General features: G+C 39.9%; 19 protein-coding genes. All 19 read right to left on the bottom strand.

Annotation, left to right across the window (positions count from 1 at the left end; genetic code table 11):
• Nucleotides 1–69: 69 nt before the first annotated feature.
• Nucleotides 70–963 carry a peptidyl-prolyl cis-trans isomerase gene (locus J7E63_RS22990; protein WP_215016791.1) on the bottom strand — a complete coding sequence of 298 codons (894 nt, stop codon included), beginning with the start codon at nt 961–963 and terminating at the stop codon, nt 70–72.
• Nucleotides 964–996: 33 nt separating this feature from the next.
• A complete protein-coding gene (gene hslO, locus J7E63_RS22985) occupies nt 997–1,875 on the bottom strand; it encodes an Hsp33 family molecular chaperone HslO (protein ID WP_215016789.1) in 879 nt (292 codons plus the stop codon).
• Between the two features lie 14 nt (nt 1,876–1,889).
• Nucleotides 1,890–2,675 carry a type III pantothenate kinase gene (locus J7E63_RS22980; protein WP_168241475.1) on the bottom strand — a complete coding sequence of 262 codons (786 nt, stop codon included), beginning with the start codon at nt 2,673–2,675 and terminating at the stop codon, nt 1,890–1,892.
• Nucleotides 2,676–2,785: 110 nt separating this feature from the next.
• The gene (gene ftsH, locus J7E63_RS22975; RefSeq protein WP_215016787.1) at nt 2,786–4,726 is read right to left on the bottom strand and encodes an ATP-dependent zinc metalloprotease FtsH; all 1,941 of its coding nucleotides are present in this window, start codon (nt 4,724–4,726) and stop codon (nt 2,786–2,788) included.
• 125 nt (nt 4,727–4,851) lie between these two features.
• Nucleotides 4,852–5,397: a hypoxanthine phosphoribosyltransferase gene (gene hpt / locus J7E63_RS22970; RefSeq protein ID WP_214717301.1), complete on the bottom strand. Its 546-nt coding sequence runs from the start codon at nt 5,395–5,397 to the stop codon at nt 4,852–4,854.
• Between the two features lie 25 nt (nt 5,398–5,422).
• Nucleotides 5,423–6,808, bottom strand: a complete 1,386-nt coding sequence (gene tilS, locus J7E63_RS22965) for a tRNA lysidine(34) synthetase TilS (protein WP_215016785.1) — start codon at nt 6,806–6,808, stop codon at nt 5,423–5,425.
• Between the two features lie 199 nt (nt 6,809–7,007).
• The gene (locus J7E63_RS22960) at nt 7,008–8,021 is read right to left on the bottom strand and encodes a serine/threonine protein kinase (RefSeq protein WP_215016803.1); all 1,014 of its coding nucleotides are present in this window, start codon (nt 8,019–8,021) and stop codon (nt 7,008–7,010) included.
• Entirely contained in the window at nt 7,990–8,727 is a 738-nt protein-coding gene (locus tag J7E63_RS22955; RefSeq protein ID WP_168241471.1) for a vWA domain-containing protein, read from the bottom strand. Before J7E63_RS22955 ends, J7E63_RS22960 begins: the two co-directional genes overlap by 32 nt.
• Before the next feature lie 94 nt (nt 8,728–8,821).
• Complete coding sequence (gene spoIIE / locus J7E63_RS22950) at nt 8,822–11,296, bottom strand: stage II sporulation protein E (RefSeq protein WP_215016783.1); 2,475 nt, start codon at nt 11,294–11,296, stop codon at nt 8,822–8,824.
• Between the two features lie 303 nt (nt 11,297–11,599).
• Entirely contained in the window at nt 11,600–12,037 is a 438-nt protein-coding gene (locus J7E63_RS22945; protein ID WP_088084937.1) for a S1 domain-containing RNA-binding protein, read from the bottom strand.
• 95 nt (nt 12,038–12,132) lie between these two features.
• Nucleotides 12,133–12,516 carry an FtsB family cell division protein gene (locus J7E63_RS22940; RefSeq protein WP_215016781.1) on the bottom strand — a complete coding sequence of 128 codons (384 nt, stop codon included), beginning with the start codon at nt 12,514–12,516 and terminating at the stop codon, nt 12,133–12,135.
• Between the two features lie 13 nt (nt 12,517–12,529).
• Nucleotides 12,530–13,162 carry a spore cortex biosynthesis protein YabQ gene (gene yabQ, locus J7E63_RS22935; protein ID WP_215016779.1) on the bottom strand — a complete coding sequence of 211 codons (633 nt, stop codon included), beginning with the start codon at nt 13,160–13,162 and terminating at the stop codon, nt 12,530–12,532.
• Complete coding sequence (gene yabP / locus J7E63_RS22930) at nt 13,159–13,461, bottom strand: sporulation protein YabP (protein WP_215016777.1); 303 nt, start codon at nt 13,459–13,461, stop codon at nt 13,159–13,161. The genes yabQ and yabP overlap by 4 nt, the downstream gene beginning before the upstream one ends.
• Nucleotides 13,462–13,537: 76 nt before the next feature.
• Nucleotides 13,538–13,813, bottom strand: a complete 276-nt coding sequence (locus J7E63_RS22925) for an RNA-binding S4 domain-containing protein (RefSeq protein WP_215016774.1) — start codon at nt 13,811–13,813, stop codon at nt 13,538–13,540.
• A gap of 18 nt (nt 13,814–13,831) precedes the next feature.
• Nucleotides 13,832–15,298, bottom strand: a complete 1,467-nt coding sequence (yabN, locus tag J7E63_RS22920; RefSeq protein ID WP_215016772.1) for a bifunctional methyltransferase/pyrophosphohydrolase YabN — start codon at nt 15,296–15,298, stop codon at nt 13,832–13,834.
• Between the two features lie 2 nt (nt 15,299–15,300).
• Entirely contained in the window at nt 15,301–16,911 is a 1,611-nt protein-coding gene (locus J7E63_RS22915) for a putative polysaccharide biosynthesis protein (RefSeq protein ID WP_215016769.1), read from the bottom strand.
• A gap of 162 nt (nt 16,912–17,073) precedes the next feature.
• A complete protein-coding gene (gene spoVT / locus J7E63_RS22910) occupies nt 17,074–17,610 on the bottom strand; it encodes a stage V sporulation protein T (protein WP_215016767.1) in 537 nt (178 codons plus the stop codon).
• Between the two features lie 239 nt (nt 17,611–17,849).
• A complete protein-coding gene (gene mfd, locus J7E63_RS22905) occupies nt 17,850–21,395 on the bottom strand; it encodes a transcription-repair coupling factor (protein ID WP_215016765.1) in 3,546 nt (1,181 codons plus the stop codon).
• 93 nt (nt 21,396–21,488) lie between these two features.
• Nucleotides 21,489–21,719, bottom strand: a complete 231-nt coding sequence (gene fin, locus J7E63_RS22900) for an anti-sigma-F factor Fin (protein ID WP_168241463.1) — start codon at nt 21,717–21,719, stop codon at nt 21,489–21,491.
• Nucleotides 21,720–21,745: the final 26 nt, after the last annotated feature.

Here is a 21,745-nt window from a genome sequence, read left to right as displayed (position 1 = left end):
TTTTGTTCGGATATTTTTACAATATTTCAAATTTTAGAATGAAAAAACACAGAAATAACATCTGTGTTTTTAGTTTCCTTCTTTACCGTAAAACCAATCCACCTGAACATCATCCCAAAAAGTAGAAGCAGCAGCTGGGGATTTCATTTGTTCAAGAGCAATTTGGCGCCGAATTTGCTCTTTTACATCCTTAAAGGAATATTTCTTTCCATTTATTTTTCCTTCTAGCTTAATGATTGCATACCCTTGGCCTACCTTGATTGGCATACTGTAGGCGCCTTTCTTTAATTCCTTAGCTGTTTGGATATATTGGACCGGATAGCGTTCATCTTCCTCACTAAGGTATCCTATATCTCCGCCTTCATTAGCAGAAAATTCCTCAATCGAACGTTCCATCGCTAATGTTGAAAAGTCCGAACCTTGTGCTAATTCCTGTAAAGCCTGGTCTGCTTCTTCCTCTGTACTCACAACAATATGTGATAAATGGAAGGCAGGCGGCACATGAAATAGCTCTTTATTTTTTTTATAATAGTTACTTAATTCATCGTTTGAAACCACGACATCTTTTGTTAAAAGTTCCTCTAAAAGGAGGTTGCTTCGGATTTGTTCCTTCCACTTCTCTTCATTCTTTACGCTCTGTTTACTCAAAGAATTATAGGTGGCTTGCAGCATTCTATATTCACGTTCAACATCTTGATTGGTTATTTTAATTTTATACTTCGCTGCCATTTCCTCTATGACCTTTTGATCGACCATTTCTTTTAAAACATCTTTTCCATATCTGGCTTCTAGTTCATTCAGCCATTCTTGTCTTAGGATTGTTTTTTTTCCGACTGTTGCAACTGCCTCTTCATTCATTACTGCTCCGCCTGCCAGATTTGCCTTTGATAAAAAAAAGGCGATTGTTAGGCAATTAACCATGATCAGGGCCGCGATAACCATCCAAAGTTGCTTCCTCCCCAACGTCTCTCCCCCAATCAGAAAAGCGTAAGCACCTTACTTTGCATCCTTTTTCAGTTCTTCTAATTCATCGCTCGAAAAGAGGTACTTTTCATTGCAAAAGTGACAATGAGCCTCAGCCTGTCCATCTTCTTCAATCATGGCATGGATCTCTGCTGCCCCTAAGCCAACAATCGCATTAGCAAATCGTTCTTTAGAGCAATTACATTCAAAGCCCACTGGCATCGTTTCTAAGACCTTTACTTGCTCTTTTCCAAAAAGCTCTTCGAGGATTTGTTCTGGAGTTAAACCTCGTTCAATTAATTTGGAAATGGGCTCAATGTTTTTTAATCTTTCTTCCAGATTTGAAATGATGGGTTCCGGTGTCCCAGGCATTAATTGAAAAATAAACCCGCCTGCTGCCAAAATGCTATCATCGGGATTTACTAAAACACCGACACCAACCGAAGAAGGAGTTTGCTCCGATGTCGCAAAATAATACGTAAAGTCTTCTCCTAGTTCACCTGATACCAACGGAACCTGTCCAGAGAAAAAGTCACGAAGCCCTACATCCTTGACAACCGCAAGCGTCCCCTCGGTACCCACCGCGCGGCGGACATCAAGCTTCCCATTTTCAGTTGATTCAAAATCAACTTCCGGGTTGGTTACATACCCCCGCACTTCCCCTTTGGCATTGCTATCCACAACAATCGGGCCTATCGGGCCGCCGCCGTTGATTTTAATTGTTAATTTATCCTCACCCTTAAGCATAGCCCCCATCATTACCCCTGCGGTCATCGTACGGCCGAGTGCAGCTGATGCTGTCCGCCAGGTTTGATGACGCCTTTGTGCCTCACTTACCGTTTCTGTTGTACGAACGGCATAGGCTCGAATATTGCCATCATAGGCAAGTGCTTTTACAAGATAATCCTTCATTTGGTAACCCCCTTCTAGCTGTTATTCCTTAGGATATCCACGTTTCTCTTATAGATAAGCTGTAACCCTTTTAAAGTTAAAAATGGATCAACAATATCAATAATGGTTGATTCTTGGGCAATTAAATTAGCTAGTCCGCCTGTCGCAATGACCGTTGGCTTCTTCTCGCTTTGCTCCATCATCCTCTTTACGATGCCCTCTACCTGTCCCACATACCCGTAGACAATACCAGCCTGCATCGCCGCCACGGTATTTTTGCCGATTACCGCTTCAGGGCGGGCTATTTCAATTCTCGGCAATTTTGAAGCTCTCGAATAAAGGGCCTCTGTTGAAATACCCACTCCCGGGGCAATCGCACCACCCATATATTGGCGTTCCTCATTCACATAACAATAAGTTGTTGCGGTTCCAAAATCGACAATAATCAAAGGACTGCCATATTCGTGGATAGCAGCAACAGCATTTACGATTCGGTCCGCCCCAACTTCTCTTGGATTTTCATATTTAATATTTAAACCCGTTTTAATCCCTGGTCCAACAACAAACGGCTTCACATGAAAATACTTTTGACACATTCTTTCCAGCGCAAACATAATTGGTGGAACGACAGAGGAAATAATAATGCCATCAATATCTGAAAAAGAGAGGCCAGCATGATCAAACAATGCTTTAATGTTCATTCCAAACTCATCTTCCGTACGATTTCTATTTGTTTCTACACGCCAATGATATTTAAGTTCCTCATGATCATAAACACCCAGTACTATATTGGTATTCCCTACATCAAATACGAAAATCACATCTATCACTCACTTTTCAGATTATTCACTTCTATACTGAAAACATAATAACATAAATATGTTTTTTGATAAAAAAAAAGAGCGCTTCAATGAAGCACTCTTTCGACTATTTATTTATTATCTGTTTCATTAGGAGGGTTAAGCGGCTCAACCTCATCCTTTTTCGTATTGATATTAACCTTCACGTCTTCTACTTTTTTCGGACCGATTTTAACGGCTTCTAAAGCGACATTAGGCGCTGGCATATGACCATGGTCAACTAAATATTTAATTTGTTCAGCAACAAGGGTTTCAACTTCAAGAAGTGTCTTTGCAATGAGATCAAGCTTGTCACGATTTTCAGTGAGAATGACTTTAGCTCGAGCGTAACATTCCTTGATAATTCTTTGAACTTCCAAGTCAATTTCATAAGCAATCGCATCGGAATAATTTTGCTCATTATGAATGTCACGGCCTAAGAAAACCTGTCCGCCTGAACCTTGACCAAACTGAAGCGGTCCAAGCTTTTCACTCATACCGTATTCGGTTACCATCTTACGAGCAATTCCTGTAGCGCGTTGGAAATCGTTGTGGGCTCCAGTACTTACTTCACCAAAGACAATCTCTTCCGCTACACGCCCACCGAGTAAACCAACAATTTTATCAAGCAACTCAGGCTTCGTCATAAAGTAACGATCTTCTCTAGGCAGCATGACAGCATATCCGCCTGCTTGCCCACGAGGAACGATGGTAACTTTGTGGACCATGTCGGCTTCATCTAGCACCAAACCAATCACCGTATGGCCGCCCTCATGGAATGCAACGATATTACGTTCCTTTTGGGAAATAACCCTGCTCTTTTTAGCTGGCCCAGCAATTACCCGGTCGGTCGCTTCATCAATATCTTCCATATCGATTTTCTTCTTACTGCTTCGGGCTGCAACTAATGCCGCCTCATTTAATAAGTTCTCTAAGTCAGCACCTGAAAAGCCTGGTGTACGCATGGCAATATTCTTTAAGTTTACAGATTCATCTAACGGTTTATTACGTGCATGTACTTTAAGTACTGCTTCACGTCCTATCACATCCGGACGGTCCACGGTAATTTGTCGGTCGAAACGACCAGGACGTAAAAGGGCTGGATCCAAAATATCGGCACGGTTTGTAGCAGCAATAATGATAATTCCTTCATTTGCCCCAAAACCATCCATTTCAACAAGCAATTGGTTCAAGGTTTGCTCACGTTCATCATGTCCGCCGCCTAGTCCAGCGCCACGTTGACGTCCAACTGCATCAATTTCATCAATAAAAATAATACAAGGTGCATTTTTCTTGGCATTTTCAAATAGATCACGAACACGGGAAGCTCCGACCCCGACAAACATTTCAACGAAATCTGAACCGCTTATCGAGAAAAACGGAACGCCTGCTTCTCCTGCAGTTGCTCTAGCAAGCAATGTTTTACCAGTACCTGGAGGGCCTACTAGAAGCACTCCTTTTGGAATACGGGCACCCAGTTCGGCATATTTCCGCGGATCCTTTAAGAATTCCACCACTTCAACTAATTCTGCTTTTTCTTCATCCGCACCAGCTACATCTCTAAAACGAACCTTTTTCTTATCATCATTATAAAGCTTCGCCTTAGATTTACCAAAGTTCATCACACGGCTGCCGCCGCCTTGGGCTTGGTTTAGTAAGAAGAAAAATAAAATAAAGATAATCACAAACGGAATAATCGATGTAAAGAAAGTCACCCATCCGCTTGTTTCCTTGGCAGGCATTACTTCCACTTTAGAATCAGCTTTATCAATTCGGTCAAGAATCTTTTCGCTGTTTGGAATATAGGTTATGAATTTTTTACTTTTCGCTTCTAACTCACCACGAACCTCATAAACGCCTCGTTCAGGCTGCATTGAAAATGATTTCACTTCGCCATTTTCTAATTGCGTTACAAACTTATCATATGAAATATGATCTGTTTGTTCATTGCTTCCATTAAAGAAACTCACCACGCCAATAATGACTAAAAATATCAATAAATAAAAGATGGTATTACGGAAAATCCGATTCATCTCTTACCTCCTCCCACGATAGGCAAACTATACTAAATGGTATCATAGAAAATCTTACTAATTCAAGGAATTACTCTCATGCTTAAAGCTTTATATGTTGCTTTAATAATGAGCTAATAAGTATCTTAAAGATTATTGCTGTATACTTCAGGTTTTAAGACACCGATATATGGAAGGTTTCGATATTTTTCAATATAATCCAAGCCATATCCAACAACAAATTCATCTGGCACAATAAAACAAACATAATCAGCTTTAATTGCACTTTTTCTACCTGTTGGTTTATCGAGCAATGTTACAATCTTGATCGATTTTGCTTTCCGATATTTAAATAGGTCAACCAAATAACTAAGTGTTAGACCGCTATCGATAATATCCTCGATAATTAGAATGTCTCTGCCTTCTACAGATGTATCTAGGTCCTTAAGGATTTTTACTTCTCCGGAAGAAACAAGCCCAGTTCCGTAGCTGGAAACATCCATAAAGTCCATTTCAAGGTAGCAATCCATCCGTTTTAATAAATCAGCCATAAACGGCATTGCGCCTTTTAGAACACCTATGGCAAGCGGAAATCGATCCTGATACTCTTCCGTTAACTGTCCAGCTAACTCCCGGATTTTAATTTGAATCTCTTCTTCTGTTACTAAGACCTTTTCAATATCCTGTTTCATTCTAAATGTGCCCCCTAGAAGATCGTTACTTTTGATATTTGAATAGTATATATTGTTTAGCTGGGTAATCTATGCCTTCAAGAGAAGATTTTTTTAAACCTGGAAGCCAGATAATAGAACCTTCTTTGTCGGTGAGTACAGGCCACATATTTCGATCATGAACTGGTACTTTCTGATCAATAAATATGGCTTTTAACTTTTTCGATCCTTGCATTCCCTTAATTGTCATCCGATCACCCATTTTCCTTGAACGAATGATAATCGGCCACTGAATACTGCTTGCATGAAACACGGCAGTGTATGGATTTGCCGTTGGAATGTCCCCCTCCATATATTTGCTGCTAATTTCCCCGCCATTTGGCAATAAAATCGTTCCAGGCTCTGTCATTTCAAAATGATATGACTCAACCTCGGTCGGTTGAAATTGGAAGGAAAGGGAATGATAGGAACGGGAAACTTTTAAACCATTGGGCAAATCAAGTTGACCTGATGGGTGAGGATGATTAATTATGAAAAATACTTGATCGATATGTACGGCAGATAATGAAGCTGGTATTTCTTTGTAAAGATAGTTTAATATTAGTTGAATCCCTCGCCTTTGTAAAGGTATAGGCACTTCAAGAAAGCGTTTAATGTCAATGGTAATTTCACTTTCTTCCTTTTTTGTCATAACTGTATTCATTCGTTGGACAGTTAACTCCAGAAGAAAGGTTTCATCACTTTTTAATTCCTCGCTAAACCGTTGAAAATGTTCATGCACATGTGGATTTTCCTTTTTTAAAAAAGGGACAACTTCTTTTCGAAAGCGATTTCTACTATAGATCCCTTTCTCGTTACTCGGATCTATTCGCGGGCTTAGGTTATGATTTAGGCAATATTCCTGAATATCAGCCCTTTCCAATCCTAAAAATGGACGAAAAATGGTTCCCTGTTCAAATGGCCTCGAAAAAGGAATACCCGCTCGAGCCAGTCCCGCACTGCCTCTTGTTAATCTCATTAGCATGGTTTCGATTTGATCATCACCATGATGTGCAAGGGCTAAAAATCGATACTGATACTTTTCCATAATCTTCGAAAAAAACTCATACCTTACATCTCTTGCGGCGATTTGCGAACTTTTTCCTGTGCTTTCCATAATTTCTGGCACATTGACGCGAGTCATCTCAAACGGAAGATTATTCTGTTCACAAAATGCTTTGACGAACAGCGCATCCTCATAGGACTCCTGACCACGAAACATATGGTCTACATGGGCTACAACTAGGGAAAGGTTTTGTTTCTCTTTTTCCGCGAGCAAAAAGTAAAGCAGCGCTAGCGAATCCGGGCCTCCCGAAACACCAATGACAATCTTTTTGGATTCTAATCTGAATCCCTGGTGATTAAGAAAGGCCTTGACCTTAGATTCCAACATATGATTGCACTCTTTCTTAAAACAAAGTTTAAAGCATTAAAACGTTTAGAATAACATTAGTCTACCACTTTTTCGAATAAACTATCAAAGCATTGGCATTACAAAATCCTTAGAAATTTTTCCTATTTATCCTCTTAAAGAACTACGTATTAAATAACCTTTCTTCTTATACGAATGACCTTGAGAATAGTTTCAACAATTACAGCAATTTATTAAATGTGTACCAGCCATATAAAAGACCTAACACGATCGCTATTAACCAAAATTCCATCCAGCCACTCTTTTTTTTCTTTTTCCGATAGTGCTGCCTTGTTACAGGCTGGTTCCCTTTTGAATCTGGCCGGGGCGGCTGTTTTTGGGAAGGTTTGGTCGGACCAATGGGCTTTAATAGCGGATCGGGCATTTTTTTATCGACCATAAGATCTAATAAGTCTGCTCTCATTTGTTTAGCGCTGCTATAATGGCCTTGAAGTGCTTTTAGGATGACCTTTTCCCACGCTAGCAGTTCCGGCTTCTGTCGGATCGCATCTCTTAATTGCGATATTCCACCACTGGTTTTCGTTAATCTTTTGGGATAGGCGGTATTAATCATAATCATTGCCACTGCAAACAGGTCATAGGAAGGCTCAGCTTTCCTAGACCCCAGTCCCCAATAACCGCGGTCATAGAACTCCGTGAATTCCTTAATCGCTCTTCCTTGAATGGTCGTGCCGCCAACATCAATGCATCTTATTTTTGGAGGAGGACCTGTGACGATTAAGTTTTCTGGCTTTAGGTCCCCGAATACCCAGCCATTTTCATGAAGCTTGTCTAAATCATTTAAAAGCTGCAAAAATAAAACACTTGTCCAGGATTTCCCCTTTTGTTGTAAAAAAGTTAAAAAGTCTGGTCCTTGGATATATTCCATCACATAAAAGGAAATGCGTCCGTTATTACTCTGCCAATCATCGACATCAAGCAAAGAAGGTCCAAGGGTTGGGGGTCCCTGGACCTTTGCTAAGGATTTTAAAACATTTACCTCAGAAGTGATTGACATACCATTATCACTCATTTTTAAAGCGACTTGAGTGCTATTATGCTCAGCAAGGTAGACCACCCCGTTTGCTCCAAATCCAAGTTCCTTAATAATTTTATACTTTTTTAAATGCCATTTCCCTGAAATGATTGTCCCTTGGCTTACTTTACATTGACTCTTCAAAGTATGATTCATCATCACGTGAAAGCAGGCTCCTTAGGGATTGTTTTTCTTCGAAAGAGGATAACGCTGTCCGTAACGCGGGTCCTGTTGGTGTTATTCCTCCAGTGGACAACTGGGAGAATACACTTGTCAGAGTTTGCAATTTAGGTGTCCAATCCAGCAATTTTTCGACATCTTTCTTTTTCCCGGGAAATACATATACCGAAAATTGATTATCTCCTGTTCGAGCGTTCAAGCTTAGAGAAAGGTCAAGCAGGGCTTCTTTAACTGTCGGGAGTTTGTGTTTCATACTTGCGCTTGTATCGACAAGAATCAACACTTCTAATTCGACAGTTTCCCCTAATTCATCGACAACCTCCATCACTTCCCCCCGTTTTTCAGGCGGGAGGTCTTCCATTGTTTGCGAACGTCCCAAAATTTGTTGCAATTCACGGTTAACCACACCCTGAATGGTTTGGTTCATCGCCTTACGGGTTACCATTTGCACCGTTTGTGAGAGCTGCTGGGCATAGACAATCTGACTGACTCCCCCGCCTGACATCGCGATCCCATCAATTTCGGTCATTCCTTTTTCATCAATGGTATCCTGCTCCATCACACCGATGACATTAACAGTGATTCCTTGTTCTTTCGCTAGTGCAGCCATGGCAATTGGATCGTCCCCTTGATTGGAACATCCATCGGTAATTAGTAAAATTTGGCGAATTTTCCCTGTATACATAACCTTCTCCCTTCACAACATGTATTGGTACCATTTTCGACGGGATCTAAATGATTTATACATATTTTAATGAGAGACGGTGTAAAATACTCTATTAGGCCTGCCGTTTCAATTTGGGAACAGGAATGGAGGCCCATTTCGGTGTATTATGTTTTATTTTCGCTACGGTCACAGTCATATCATCATGGATGATTTCAGATCTCGATCGAATGACTTCCTCGAGAATTAAATCAGCTATCTCCTGCGGATTATCTGTCTCTAATCCTTGTAATTTTCTTTTCATCCATAAATCATAATTTTCTACATGCAAGGGACCTTCAAACACCCCATCGCTCATCATAATTAGTAAATCTCCAGCTTTTAGTTGTTCACTGACCACATCCACTTCAAATTCTTGAATCATTCCTATTGGCAGATTGCTTGCCTGAATTTTAATAATCTTACTCCCTCTTTTAATAAAGCTTGGTGTAGATCCAATCTTAAGGAACTTGGCTGAAGCATTTTGCAGATCAATCATCGCTAAATCTAATGTAGAAAAAATTTCATCCTGCGTCCGGAGCGATAGGATCGAGTTAACAGATTTAATCGCTACCTTCTCCTCGATTCCTGATTGGAGGATTTTTTGTAATAGGAGCAGTGTTTCTTTACTCTCGTAATGGGCTCTCTCGCCATTTCCCATTCCATCACTAATGGCTATCGCATATTTTCCTAATCCGAGTTCAATGGTCGAATAGCTGTCTCCCGATACAAGGCCCCCATCCTTGGCAGCATGGGCGACTCCTGTTTCCACCGTAAACGCCTTTGATGATCTAAATGTCACACGGCAAAGGTCATTCGGTACGGTTGCACATTCTTCCTTATTAACGACAATATTTTCCCCGAGAATATCTGATAACATCGGTGCTATTAATTTGTCACATTCACCATGGCCATCGCAAAATGGCAAAGACATCTCAATATCGACATTTCCTTGCTCGAGGCTATAGATTTCCACTTGTTCTATATGGATTCCGAACGATTGCATGGCCTCCATAATTTGTTCTTCCTGCTTGTGGTGGTTTTCTCTTTCCCGTTGGATCTCTTTCGCGAAATTATCCATCACTTCAGACACACCTAACAATTGATCCGCAACAAGTCTGCGGCTTTCCTGAACCTGCTTTTTCAACTTTTGATTGGCTTGAAAAAACGTTAATTCTTGCCCAATCGATTCATACACTCTTTTTGATCGTGTACAAATCTTTTCCCATTCTCGCGATAGTTTAGTAGAAATATTCCCGTCGTTTTGATCCATTTCATGAATAATTTCTTCCATATAGGCATAGGTTGTATTAAAATTGTTCGCCCAGCATTGATCCTTCTTAAAGCATGTTTGGCAAGTTTTTTCGGTTACGTTACTCATAAAGTAATCCATTTCACGTTCATTTTGCTCTTCTTTTGGTTGGATCTCCATTTGTGAAAAGCTTTTGGACAAGGCATGGAAGACATTAGAGAATTGTGAAACCCGCTGTGCCGTAACATCGCGCATCTTACGCATATACTTTTGCTGCTCTGCTGTGTACTCCGGTGTACCAGGGATATACTTTGCTAATCGAGAAGTTAATACCTGAGGTGTTAAGAGGAATAAGAAGATGGCCGCTGCTGACTCCAATACAGTAAGCAGGATGGACCCTCCGCCTTCCCCATACATGCCAATTAGGAGCGTAGCGATAAATAATCCAATTGAAACACCTATTTTTTTACCTTCCTTCATCAAGCCTCCCAAGACACCTGAAAAAGCAAGTAAACTCATATGGTAAAAACTAGATACGCTAGCAAGACTAAAAATTAACCCAGTGACGACCCCCACTGTCGAACCGACTGTTGCACCAGCTATAAAAGAAAACACTAATACTAGGTATCTCGACATAATATGCTCAACCGATAGGTCATAAACCTTCCAGCCAATTGTCCCCGTCATAATCGAAGCGAGCATAATGATTAGACAAACGATTTCTTCCGTTTTTAACAATTGTCTCCTTTTATTAAAGGTTAGCAATGGGATACTTTGTAAAAAAATTAACGTCAAAATAAAAGCAAGACTTGTTTGAACTCCGACCATCATTAAATCATATAGTGTCAATTGCTGTGAAAGTATAAACGCTTCAGCCAATTTCCCCAGCCCAAGCACAATACCGACAATAAAAGGTGTCGATTTCATTTCATTCCTTAACCATTTCTTACATATTCGGAAAACTACCATGTAGCTGAGCGTAACTACGAAGGTAAAAGCCGCATTTGTTAGCGAAATGGTCACTGCACCGATAATCAATCCGATCAAGGCAAGCGGTGCCCGATCTCGTTTAATTAAATAAACAGAGGCAAAAAAGGGAAGGCAAAACGGAGTCAACTTTGCCAAAATCAAGGCTCGTCCCAGCAAAAAACCCACCAATAATAACAGGTACCCCTTTTTTATGAAAAAGGACTCTAGCATTAGTTGAACTTTTTTCATTCCACTCTGCAAAGCCCATTTCGATGAATGAAGATTAACTTCTCTGACTGGTTCTATGAAACTAGCATTTGTCTTTTCCATAAATCACACTCCCTATTCTTTCATCGTACAGATAATTATAAAATTAATAGTCAGAAAAGTTTGTCAAATCAGTGAACAAGCAAAAAGAATCGTTCGACGGTTTTCACTATTATCATTCAAATAATAGTAATTAGTGTCGTTGGGTGTCATCATTGGGTGTCAGGCACCATGTGAAGAATTCACATGGTGCCTGACACTTTTTTTTTTATTGAAAAGCAAAAAAAGACAGGCCTTTTAGACCTGTCTTAGATTTATAGATATTGAGTAAGGCCACTCTTATTCTGATAAAAGTTAACAGCAAGTTTACCCCCGCTTAGCTCCTCTTCCTCCACGCTTGGACTCCGTGTGCCGTTTTAAGGAAGATAAACGATCCTCACTATCTTTTAAAAATTTTGCCATTTTGGTTTCAAAATTTTCCGGCTTAGCATTATTGCGATCGTTGTTTCTACCCTGACGGGGACGTTGTGATTGTGAGTTTGAATGGGACCTTTGCTGCGTCTCTGGTCGATCCTTCGCTTTTTTAATCGACAGTCCAATTTTCCCATCCTTCTCAACATTGAGGACTTTTACTTCAACTTGGTCGCCAACCTTTAAATGATCATTAATATCTTTCACATAGTTGTCCGCAACCTCGCTGATGTGTACGAGTCCCGTTGAGCCACCCGGCAGCTCCACAAACGCTCCAAAATTAGTAATTCCTGTTACCTTCCCCTGTAACTTGCTGCCTACTTCAATTGACATAAAAAGAATGTTCCTCCTTAAAAGTATAAAAAATCAATCTTACTCTATATTATACAAAAAGAAAAAAATCAGTGTCAATATGGCTACAAATTGGTTCATTTTCCCTTTTTTTCATCAGGGATTGTAAAAATAATTTCATTTTTCTCAGAGAAGAAATATTCTTTTCTAGCTAACTTTGCAATATAATCATCATCATTTAATTTAATAATATTTTCATTGAGAATATCCTGCTGATTCTTTAAGTCTGTTAATTGGTGATTAAGTTCCTTTTTTTGAGCAATCTTTGCCTTGAGTTTAGCAGTTTGGGAAATGGAGCTGGAAATCATTAAATAAGAGAGAATACTGGCCAAAACCAAAAACATCGACAGCCGCCTTGCTAATAATTTCTTTTTCCTAGCTGAGGCAATTTCTGCATACTCCTGCTGTTTAACATATGTTGTCTGGATCTTTGACACACTTTTCTTTTGTTCTGCTCCCATTTCCCTCACCACCTTACTCTTTTGGTTTTTTCCATCTATTTATCATCTTACTTATATAATTCCTGATTTTGTGAAAATTTCCTGCCGTTTTATTATATAACTTCTCGACGGATTTTTTAAGACCTTTCGGCAAAAGTTTCCAAAAAATTAACATAATCTTTTGTAACGGTACAAAAATAATCTTTAGGATAAATAGTAAAACCTTACCCATAAATCTAACAAGGGTTAAAAGCCCCCTGCCAATTGAAATGATAATTATAATAATTAGCTGAATAAGACCCAAGATCGGTTTATAAATCAAGAGATGGAAAGCTTTTTTTATAAAGCGGCAGACAGCTATCGTTGTTTTAATCGATACCTCCAGCAAGTGAAGGTAAATCCCTTTAAATAAACTCTGGTAGGCGGCAAATCCACAAACAAGCGCGAGGAAGATATAAAATCTTAATTCCCCATTATTCACTAAAAATAACGTGTAAAATATGATCACCGCTTGGATCATCCAAAATAATAAATCATTAAAGAATACAATCCACTGCTTCCTTTTCGGCCGATTTAAAAACCGCTGATAGGTATCGAACATGGCGCCGAATAACGACCCCATTCCAATCATTGAAAGCAACGTAATAAATTGAGTCGAGAGGGTCATCGGAATAACTTACTAAAGAACCCTTTAGCTTTCTCCCCGTGCTGTTCGTCAAGGTAAACTAAATCAAAAATTTTCCCCTTAATCGAAACAATCCCCTTTTCTACATCGAGATTTTTCATTTGCAAATTTTGTCCTTTGATTGCTAAAAATCCCATCGATGTTTCTAATAAAAACTCTTCATTATCAAAACTCTCCACTTGCTTGACACCGGTAATCTCAAGAAGTTTTCTGCCTCTCATGATGACGTCATGGTCTGGAACACTGCTCTTTGTTTGATTATTATCATAATACTGGCTCATTAACATCCCTCACAATCATTTGTACAACCTTTTTGATACAATTTATGTGAAGGATATGAAAATTAGAACTCGGTTACTACATTGGGAATTCTGTGGAGCCAATTCTTTCTTCATTGATAATCGTATACATCTCTGCTGCTTCCTCTTTGCGGGTGGTATCCTGGATCCGCTCAATCCTTGCGGTAACTTTTCTTTGCCCCAGTCGGATTGTTAATTCATCCCCGACTTTAACCGTTGAAGAAGCCTTGGCCTCTTTCCCATTAATTTCGATTCTTCCTTGATCAGACACCTCTTTTGCTAAAGTCCTTCTTTTGATTAATCGCGATACTTTTAAAAACTTATCTAGACGCATGCGTAAACTCCCCTTTTTCTAAAGTCCTAATAATTTTGCTTCGTCCCAGTATAGGTCGAGTTGTTCCAGTGTATGTTCTTCAAAAGTCCTGCCACTGTCCTTTACTTTTTCCTCGACAAATTGAAAACGGCGTGTAAACTTTTCATTCGTTTCGAACAATGCTTCTTCTGGATGGATCTTTAAGAACCTGGCAACATTGACAAACGCAAATAGTAAATCGCCAAATTCCCCTTTAGCCCGTGCCATGCCCTCGTCTGTTCCGTCTAATTCATTCACAAATTCTTCGAGTTCTTCTTTCACTTTCTCTAACGCAGGTGTGATTTCCTGCCAATCAAAGCCAACCTTTGCCGCTTTCTTTTGCAATTCATAGGCTCTTAACAAATTCGGCAGGGCCATTGACACTCCTTCAAGTAAAGAAGCAGGTACTTCACCCTTTTCTAACTTCTTAATTTCTTGCCAGTTTCTTACTACTTCCTCGGCATTATCCGCCTGACCATTTCCAAACACATGGGGATGGCGGCGAATCATTTTCGCTGATAAACCTTCAATAATGTCATCAATCGAAAAATAACCATCATCTTCACCGATTTGGGCATGGAGCATGACCTGCAGCAGTACATCGCCCAGTTCTTCGATTAAATGGTCAATATCTTCATGGTTAATTGCGTCAATTACTTCGTAGGTTTCTTCTATTAAATATTTTTTTAAGGATTCATGGGTTTGCTCTCTATCCCATGGGCAGCCAGTTGGACTCCTAAGTTCAGCAATAATTTCCCTTAACTTTGAAAAATTCTTCAATAGGATTTGTTCCTCTTTGACTGGCGGAATATAAACGGACGTCAGATTGTTAATCGATACATTTCGGTCCAATTCAAACAATGGAACTTTTTCAATTATTTCTTGACTGCTCCCTGCCGCTGTAACGATATAAACCTGATAATCATCTGGTAATTTTTCCATTAAGGTTAATTTAACGTTAGAGGCAACAAATTGGTCATATACTTGGCTCACAATCATATGTTGGTCAATTTGCAGTTGTGCTGCGTTGAGTGATGTCCCATCAAGTAACTGAAACCCTTCAATCGGGTCAATCTTTAACGAGGTAAATAAGGCATCAATAAAACTTTGTCCGCCGCCAATGCTTATTTCAATATCCCTTGTTGGACCATACGCCAAAAGAAGCTGCACAGCCCGCTCTGCTACTAGTGGATGTCCTGGGACGGCATAAACAATCGTCTCGCTTTCTGCCTTTTGCAACAGCGTCTCGACTATTTCTTCATATACTTCCTCGAATTGATCGTGTTTTTCATAGATTGAATCAAATGAAGTATACCTTAATCCTTCTTTCTCCAACTCAGAGACCACCGGATGTTCCTTCGTCCGCAAAAATAACGAGTTTGATTTAAGTAACTTCTTATATACACCAACAGGAAGTTGTTCCAAATCTCCTGCACCTAAACCTAGAATTTCAATCCTTCTTACCATTGTTAATTCCTATCCTTTCGGGCCAATAATTTTATTAATGTACTTCCAAATGGAAATAGCGCCAATTCTTCCTCACGAAAGACTTTGCCTCTTATAATAATCAATAAAAAGAGGAAACCACCAACGATTACCGCGCTTAACGATTGAAAGACAGCTTCGATTCGACCATAATCATCTGAGCCGAACATATATAAATAAACTTTTAAAAAGAGGACCATCGATGCGGTGGCCATTATGATCGTTCTCCAAAAGTGAAGGGAGAATAGCGAGATCCGAACGACCTTTTTAAATTGAATGAATAGCAGTGCTGTGACCATTCCCAACGAAATAAGTGATGAAATGGCAGCACCCATTGTTCCATATAAGGGTACCAAATAAACATTTAGGAAATATTTTAACGGGAATATACATGCAACTGCGATGGCTGGAAAGAGCAGCACACCCATGCCCTGCATAATGGCGATAATCGTTGCGGTAAGCGACGTAAACAAGATCACAAAACTCAATACACCTAACACCGCTGAACCAGCTTCATTTTCAAACAGCATCGTGTTAGTCGGTTTAATGATCGCCCATAGACCTGAAGAGGCACCTAAACCGAAAATGATACTCACTTTAAGAGCTACTTGAATTTTGTGTTGTAAAAATTCAGGTTTGGCAGCCAACCGCTCTCTTGTGATTAAGGGAACAAGGGTTAAAGACATGGAGGTGGCAGCAATGGTTCCTAACTGGATTAATGGCTGCCCACGGTCAAATATCCCCTTAAGGCTTTTAGCCACGTCTCTATCAATCCCGCTTCCGACAAGCAGGGAGTAGAGATTCAAAGCATCGGCTAATTGGATAAATATCATGAGCATCCCGCTAATACAAATCGTGAGACCCTGATAGACAAGGGCCTTAAAGATCTTTTTTGCATCGTTTGCATATCTTTGAAACATTCCTTGCCTTGGTGCTACCACCTTCCATTCTTTACGTATCCATAAAAACATAAACAAGATAATTCCTGAGATCATACTGCCGGTAATCGAACCAAACATGGCCCCACCGCCGACAAGATAGAGGGAATAACCCTTTTCTATAAAAAGAGAGGCCAAAAAGAGAATCGTCAATACTCGTGTGGTTTGTTCCCCCACCTGTGATAGTGCCGTTGGGACCATGTCCCCAATCCCTTGGTAATAGCCTCTCAGAATCGACATCATGGGAAACAACAGAAACACAATCGAGACTACCCTTAATAGAATCGAGAGATGGGGGTCATTCATCCAAACAGCGATTGCTTCAGAACCAAAGTAAAGAATAAGGAAACAGATAAAACCAAATAATTGCAAATAAATAAAGGATACAAAAAGAAGCAGGCGTGATTTTTCGTCATCACCTTTTTGTTTCTGCTCCGCATAGAGCTTTGAAATGACGACTGGGAAGCCTGTCGTCGAAAGGACAATGGCCATCCCATAAAACGGATATACTTGCTGATATATGTAAAAGCCAATATCCCCGACAATGTTTTGAAAAGGAATTCGATAAAAGGCACTTAAAATTTTTGTAATAAGGGCCGCAAGCATTAGAATAAAGGCTCCTCTAAACAGAGCCTTGGATTGATTCACAGACTTCATTCATTCACCTACTAAGAAAAGCGCAAGCGCCCGTTTCGCGCTGGAGCTAGACAGAAAATACAAACTCGAAGGTTATTATATCATGGAGAGAGTCCTTTTAAACTAAATAAAAAAGACAGCAATGGCTGTCTTTTTAACATTTGTTAAATAGGATTAGTTCTTTTATGACTCCATTTGTCTTGCTAAGAAACTAGCAGCTGTTTCAACAGCCTTATGTTCTACTTCGCCAAGAGTTCCTTCTTTGGAGAAAATGATCACTGCACCAATTGGATCGCCATTTGCAATGATAGGACCGATCGTATAAGAAGTAATTGCTTCTTCATTCCCATCTACTAAAGAGATGTCACCCTTTTGAGTGACCAGCACTGAATTACGTTCTTCCATGGTTTTTTCAACTACATCACTAATATTTTTATTTAAGTACTCTTTCTTAGAACCGCCTGCCATTGAAATAACGGTATCTCTATCACAAATTAATACAGGGTTCCCGAGGCTATCGAAAAGTGCTTCAGCATATTCTTTGGCAAAATCACCTAATTCACTTATAGGTGAATACTTTTTTAAGATGACTTCTCCGTCTCGATCAACGAAAATCTCTAACGGATCCCCTTCGCGGATACGCAAAGTTCTGCGTATTTCTTTAGGAATGACAACACGACCCAAATCATCGATTCGACGAACTATTCCAGTTGCTTTCATCCAATGTTGCCTCACTTTCATCTGATGATTATTCAACTTGGCGATGACGGTTTTTCCTTTTATTGTAATCATCACCAACTTTGAACTTAGTATCTTTCATCTGGAAAGTTCTATACATAAACGTTATAATTTTTCAAATATATAACAATTATCCGAAATTGGATAAAGCAGGATTCCAGTGAATTGCTTTGGCAAACCCACAAGCGGGCCACTTTCTACCAATGTTTAGAGGAATCCAGTTAATTTACTGGATTTTCATGACCCTTTTTTGCTTGGGACAGTCCCTTAACCATTTCAAAGGCAATATTCAGCCATTGTGAGGCTTTATAATCCTTGACCTTGATCACAATTTTCAGCCTAGGACCTTCCATTCCAGGGGTAACATTTCGGCCAAATTGGCTTCCAATATGAAAAATCTTGCTTCCATCAATCGTGTTGGTAACCTGTTCATTCACTAAAATGGTTATTTCCTGTTTTAGCTGCTTAATTTGTTCCACCCCATTTAAAAGGGCATAAACCTTCATTTCAGCGATTTGGAATAGGCAGGAAACCTCATCCGGATATTCACCAAACCGGTCCAACATTTCCGCTTCAAGCTCTTCAATATCTGCAAGAGTCTCGGCCCCTCTAAAACGTTTGTACATCTCTATTTTTTGATGCCCATCCTTAATATATGTATCCGGAATGTAGGCATCAATTTCAAGGTCAATATCTACCGATTTTTTTACAGCTGCTCCAGTCACGCCGATGTTTACCTTTCGCTCTTCAATCGCCTCTTTCAACATTTGCGAATAAAGATCAAAACCGACGGAGTCAATAAATCCATGCTGCTGGGCCCCTAGTAAATTTCCTGCCCCTCTTATCGATAAATCGCGCATCGCAATTTTAAATCCTGAACCTAATTCAGTAAATTCCTTGATCGCTTGAAGGCGTTTTTCAGCGACTTCTGTTAATACTTTATCTTTTCGATAGGTGAAATAGGCATAGGCAACACGATTGGACCTTCCCACACGACCACGGAGCTGATACAGCTGAGAGAGCCCCATGCGATCCGCATCAAAGACTATTAATGTATTAACATTCGGAATATCCACACCTGTTTCAATAATGGTCGTACTAACAAGAACATCAAATTCGCCAGCTAAAAAGCCAATCATCACCGCTTCTAATTCATTTTCTGTCATCTGACCATGAGCATAGGCCACGCGCGCATCCGGGACAAGCATTGATATTTCCTCGGCTTTGCGTTCAATGTCTTCCACTCGGTTATATAAAAAGTAGACTTGTCCGTCGCGGGCTAGTTCCCTTTCAATCGCTTCCCTCACTAATGATCCATTATATTCCATCACATAGGTTTGGACAGGAAAACGATTTTCAGGCGGTGTTTCGATAACCGATAAATCTCGGACTCCGAGCATCGACATGTGAAGAGTTCTAGGGATCGGTGTTGCCGTCAATGTTAATACATCGACATTCGTTTTTAATTTCTTAATTTTTTCCTTATGGGTAACCCCAAACCGCTGCTCTTCATCAATGATCAGCAACCCTAAATCACGATAAACAATATCTTTTGAAAGCAGACGGTGTGTTCCTACGACAATATCAATCGTACCCGCTTTTAAACCTTTAATGGTATCCGTCTGCTGTTTTTTCGAGCGGAAACGGCTTAATAGGCCAATATTAATCGGATAATCCTGAAATCTCTCCCTTAACGTTTCATGATGCTGCTGAGCCAAAATGGTTGTTGGCACAAGAAAAGCGACTTGCTTCCCATCTGCGATGGCCTTGAAGGCCGCGCGAATAGCTACTTCTGTTTTTCCATAACCTACATCGCCGCAAAGGAGGCGGTCCATCGGACGTGGTCTTTCCATATCCTTCTTAATCTCATGAATCGATCGTAACTGATCGTCTGTTTCTTGGTAAGCAAACGATGTTTCAAAATCTCTTTGCATATCGCCATCAGGTGAATAGGCATAACCCACAGCTGCTTCCCGCTCCGCATATAATTTGATTAAATCGTCGGCAATATCTTGAACAGAGGATTGAACCTTTTTCTTTACCTTTTTCCAATCCGTTCCGCCCAGTTTATAAATTTTTGGCTCTTTTCCTTCTGAGCCGACATACTTCATAACTAGGTCAATTTGTTCAACTGGAACATAAAGTTTATCTGTCCCCTGATAGCGGAGATGGAGATAATCCTTATGAATTCCATTAATGACCAGCGTTTCAATTCCTAAATACTTACCGATTCCATGGTTCACGTGAACAACATAATCACCGATTTTAAGCTCTGAGTAACTCTTAATTCTTTCAGCATTTGATAGTTTTTGACGGTTAGTAGATTTTTTGACCCGTTTATTAAATAATTCTTCTTCGGTAATCACAGCTATTTTCTGGATCGACAGTTCAAAGCCCGTTTGCAGGTTTCCTTGCATAATCTGAACTCGGCCAGGTAACAGCTGCTGTTCACCCTTCGTCAAACTTGCAGTAATTTCATAGTCCTCTAGTACACGCTCTAATTTTTTTACCCGCTCTTCATCCGGTCCTAGAAATAAAATAGAATAATTGCTTTTCTTCCACCTGTCGATCTCTGCCTTTAATAAATGCATTTGCCCATGAAAGTTTTGCATTTGCTTACAGGAGACATTAATAATATTTTGCGGACTTGTATTGGCGACATGACGTAAAAACAAGGACATATAAACAATCGGTAATTCTCTTTTTTGCAGCAGAACTGAAAGGTCATGGGAAATATGTAAATCATGGATAATCTGGCCTGTGCCAAGTAAGCTTGTATACCATTCTGCCTCTTCTTTTACTAAGGAATCATTCATCTCTTGAACTCGGCTAATTTCATCAATAAACACAAGGCCATTGCTTGGCAGATAGTCTAGTAAACTAGCAGCCCTATAGTAGGCTAGTGAAAGGTATTTAAAGACTTGGTCAGGCTTTTGACCGTTTCTTAACTGCTCCAATTCAAAACTGATATTTTGCGATAGCTGCATTTTTGCTTTATCATCTTTTAGTTTTCGAAGACTTTTCCCTAATCCGGCTTCAAGATGATCAATAATGCGGCTATAATTGTCTGCCTCTAACACTACTTCTGTTGCTGGTCCAATATGAACCTCTGAAACCTTCTCTTTTGAACGTTGATCATCAAGCGAGAAATAACGAATCGAATCAATTTCAGTATCGAATAATTCAATTCGCAGCGGATTTGCTTCGGTAAGCGGATAAATATCGATGATCCCGCCTCTTACACTAAATTCCCCTGGAGTTGTGACCATTTCCGCTCGGATATAACCCATTTTTACAAATGTATTTAAGGTTTTCTCGATCGTTATATCTTCCCCTAATTTTAACGAGAGCTGGTATTCTTTCCATAAAGACTTAGGAGGTACGATCTTCTTTAACCCTGCAATTGGGACAATTAATATTCCTTTATTATGCTTGCTCCAGTAGTTTAAAGCTTCAATTCTTTGGGCTTTTAATTCCGGACTGGCAATGCTCATCTCAGCAGCAATTAACTCATTGGCTGGAAAAAGAAAAACATCTTTCTCACTTAATAGATTGACAATATCATCATAGAGTTTTTGTGCTTGTAATAGATTGTGGGTGACGAGCATGATCGGCCTTTGCGTTTGTTCGTAGATAGAAGCGGTTAAAACTGTTCTTGACGAACCCGATAACCCTGCAATCAACTGTTCCTTTAATCCCTCTTCCACTCCCGCGATCACGGAATGGACATCTTCCTGCTTTAGAAATAACGATTTTAAAGCTTTCAAGGTTTCTCCTCCCTCCTCAACAAAATTCATATTAATAACGATCTTATAGTAAATTATAAATAGAAAAACGCTTTGGAGTTCTTCCAAAGCTGGTTAATGAATAAGGAAATCGTATTGATGGTAATCTGGATTCCGCTCTAAAGCTTCCTGACAGTCTTCACAAATGGCTGTGATGTGAATATCGCCGGACGAGTCATACGCAACCATTTCCAGTCTTTCTTGATCTGTTAATTTATGAAGACCGAGGCTTTCGCTGTGTATCGATGCTTTATCAATTGAACCAAGTTTGGTACCACAATGACGACAATGGTAATGGATAGCCACGCCTGTCCCTCCCTAATCTAGGATTC

The sequence above is a fragment of the Bacillus sp. ISL-75 genome (genome assembly GCF_018613095.1).
The sequence above is the reverse complement of the archived record's forward strand: the minus strand, read 5'-3'. Positions and strand labels throughout refer to the sequence as shown.

What these genes read in the sequence shown, in the direction of transcription:
- hslO (WP_215016789.1), bottom strand. Translation starts at nt 1,875, where the DNA reads ATGAAGGATTATCTTGTAAAAGCACTTGCCTATGATGGCAATATTCGA.
- ftsH (WP_215016787.1), bottom strand. Translation starts at nt 4,726, where the DNA reads ATGAATCGGATTTTCCGTAATACCATCTTTTATTTATTGATATTTTTA.
- hpt (WP_214717301.1), bottom strand. Translation starts at nt 5,397, where the DNA reads ATGAAACAGGATATTGAAAAGGTCTTAGTAACAGAAGAAGAGATTCAA.
- tilS (WP_215016785.1), bottom strand. Translation starts at nt 6,808, where the DNA reads ATGTTGGAATCTAAGGTCAAGGCCTTTCTTAATCACCAGGGATTCAGA.
- J7E63_RS22960 (WP_215016803.1), bottom strand. Translation starts at nt 8,021, where the DNA reads ATGATGAATCATACTTTGAAGAGTCAATGTAAAGTAAGCCAAGGGACA.
- J7E63_RS22955 (WP_168241471.1), bottom strand. Translation starts at nt 8,727, where the DNA reads ATGTATACAGGGAAAATTCGCCAAATTTTACTAATTACCGATGGATGT.
- spoIIE (WP_215016783.1), bottom strand. Translation starts at nt 11,296, where the DNA reads ATGGAAAAGACAAATGCTAGTTTCATAGAACCAGTCAGAGAAGTTAAT.
- J7E63_RS22945 (WP_088084937.1), bottom strand. Translation starts at nt 12,037, where the DNA reads ATGTCAATTGAAGTAGGCAGCAAGTTACAGGGGAAGGTAACAGGAATT.
- J7E63_RS22940 (WP_215016781.1), bottom strand. Translation starts at nt 12,516, where the DNA reads ATGGGAGCAGAACAAAAGAAAAGTGTGTCAAAGATCCAGACAACATAT.
- yabQ (WP_215016779.1), bottom strand. Translation starts at nt 13,162, where the DNA reads ATGACCCTCTCGACTCAATTTATTACGTTGCTTTCAATGATTGGAATG.
- yabP (WP_215016777.1), bottom strand. Translation starts at nt 13,461, where the DNA reads ATGAGCCAGTATTATGATAATAATCAAACAAAGAGCAGTGTTCCAGAC.
- J7E63_RS22925 (WP_215016774.1), bottom strand. Translation starts at nt 13,813, where the DNA reads ATGCGTCTAGATAAGTTTTTAAAAGTATCGCGATTAATCAAAAGAAGG.
- yabN (WP_215016772.1), bottom strand. Translation starts at nt 15,298, where the DNA reads ATGGTAAGAAGGATTGAAATTCTAGGTTTAGGTGCAGGAGATTTGGAA.
- J7E63_RS22915 (WP_215016769.1), bottom strand. Translation starts at nt 16,911, where the DNA reads ATGAAGTCTGTGAATCAATCCAAGGCTCTGTTTAGAGGAGCCTTTATT.
- spoVT (WP_215016767.1), bottom strand. Translation starts at nt 17,610, where the DNA reads ATGAAAGCAACTGGAATAGTTCGTCGAATCGATGATTTGGGTCGTGTT.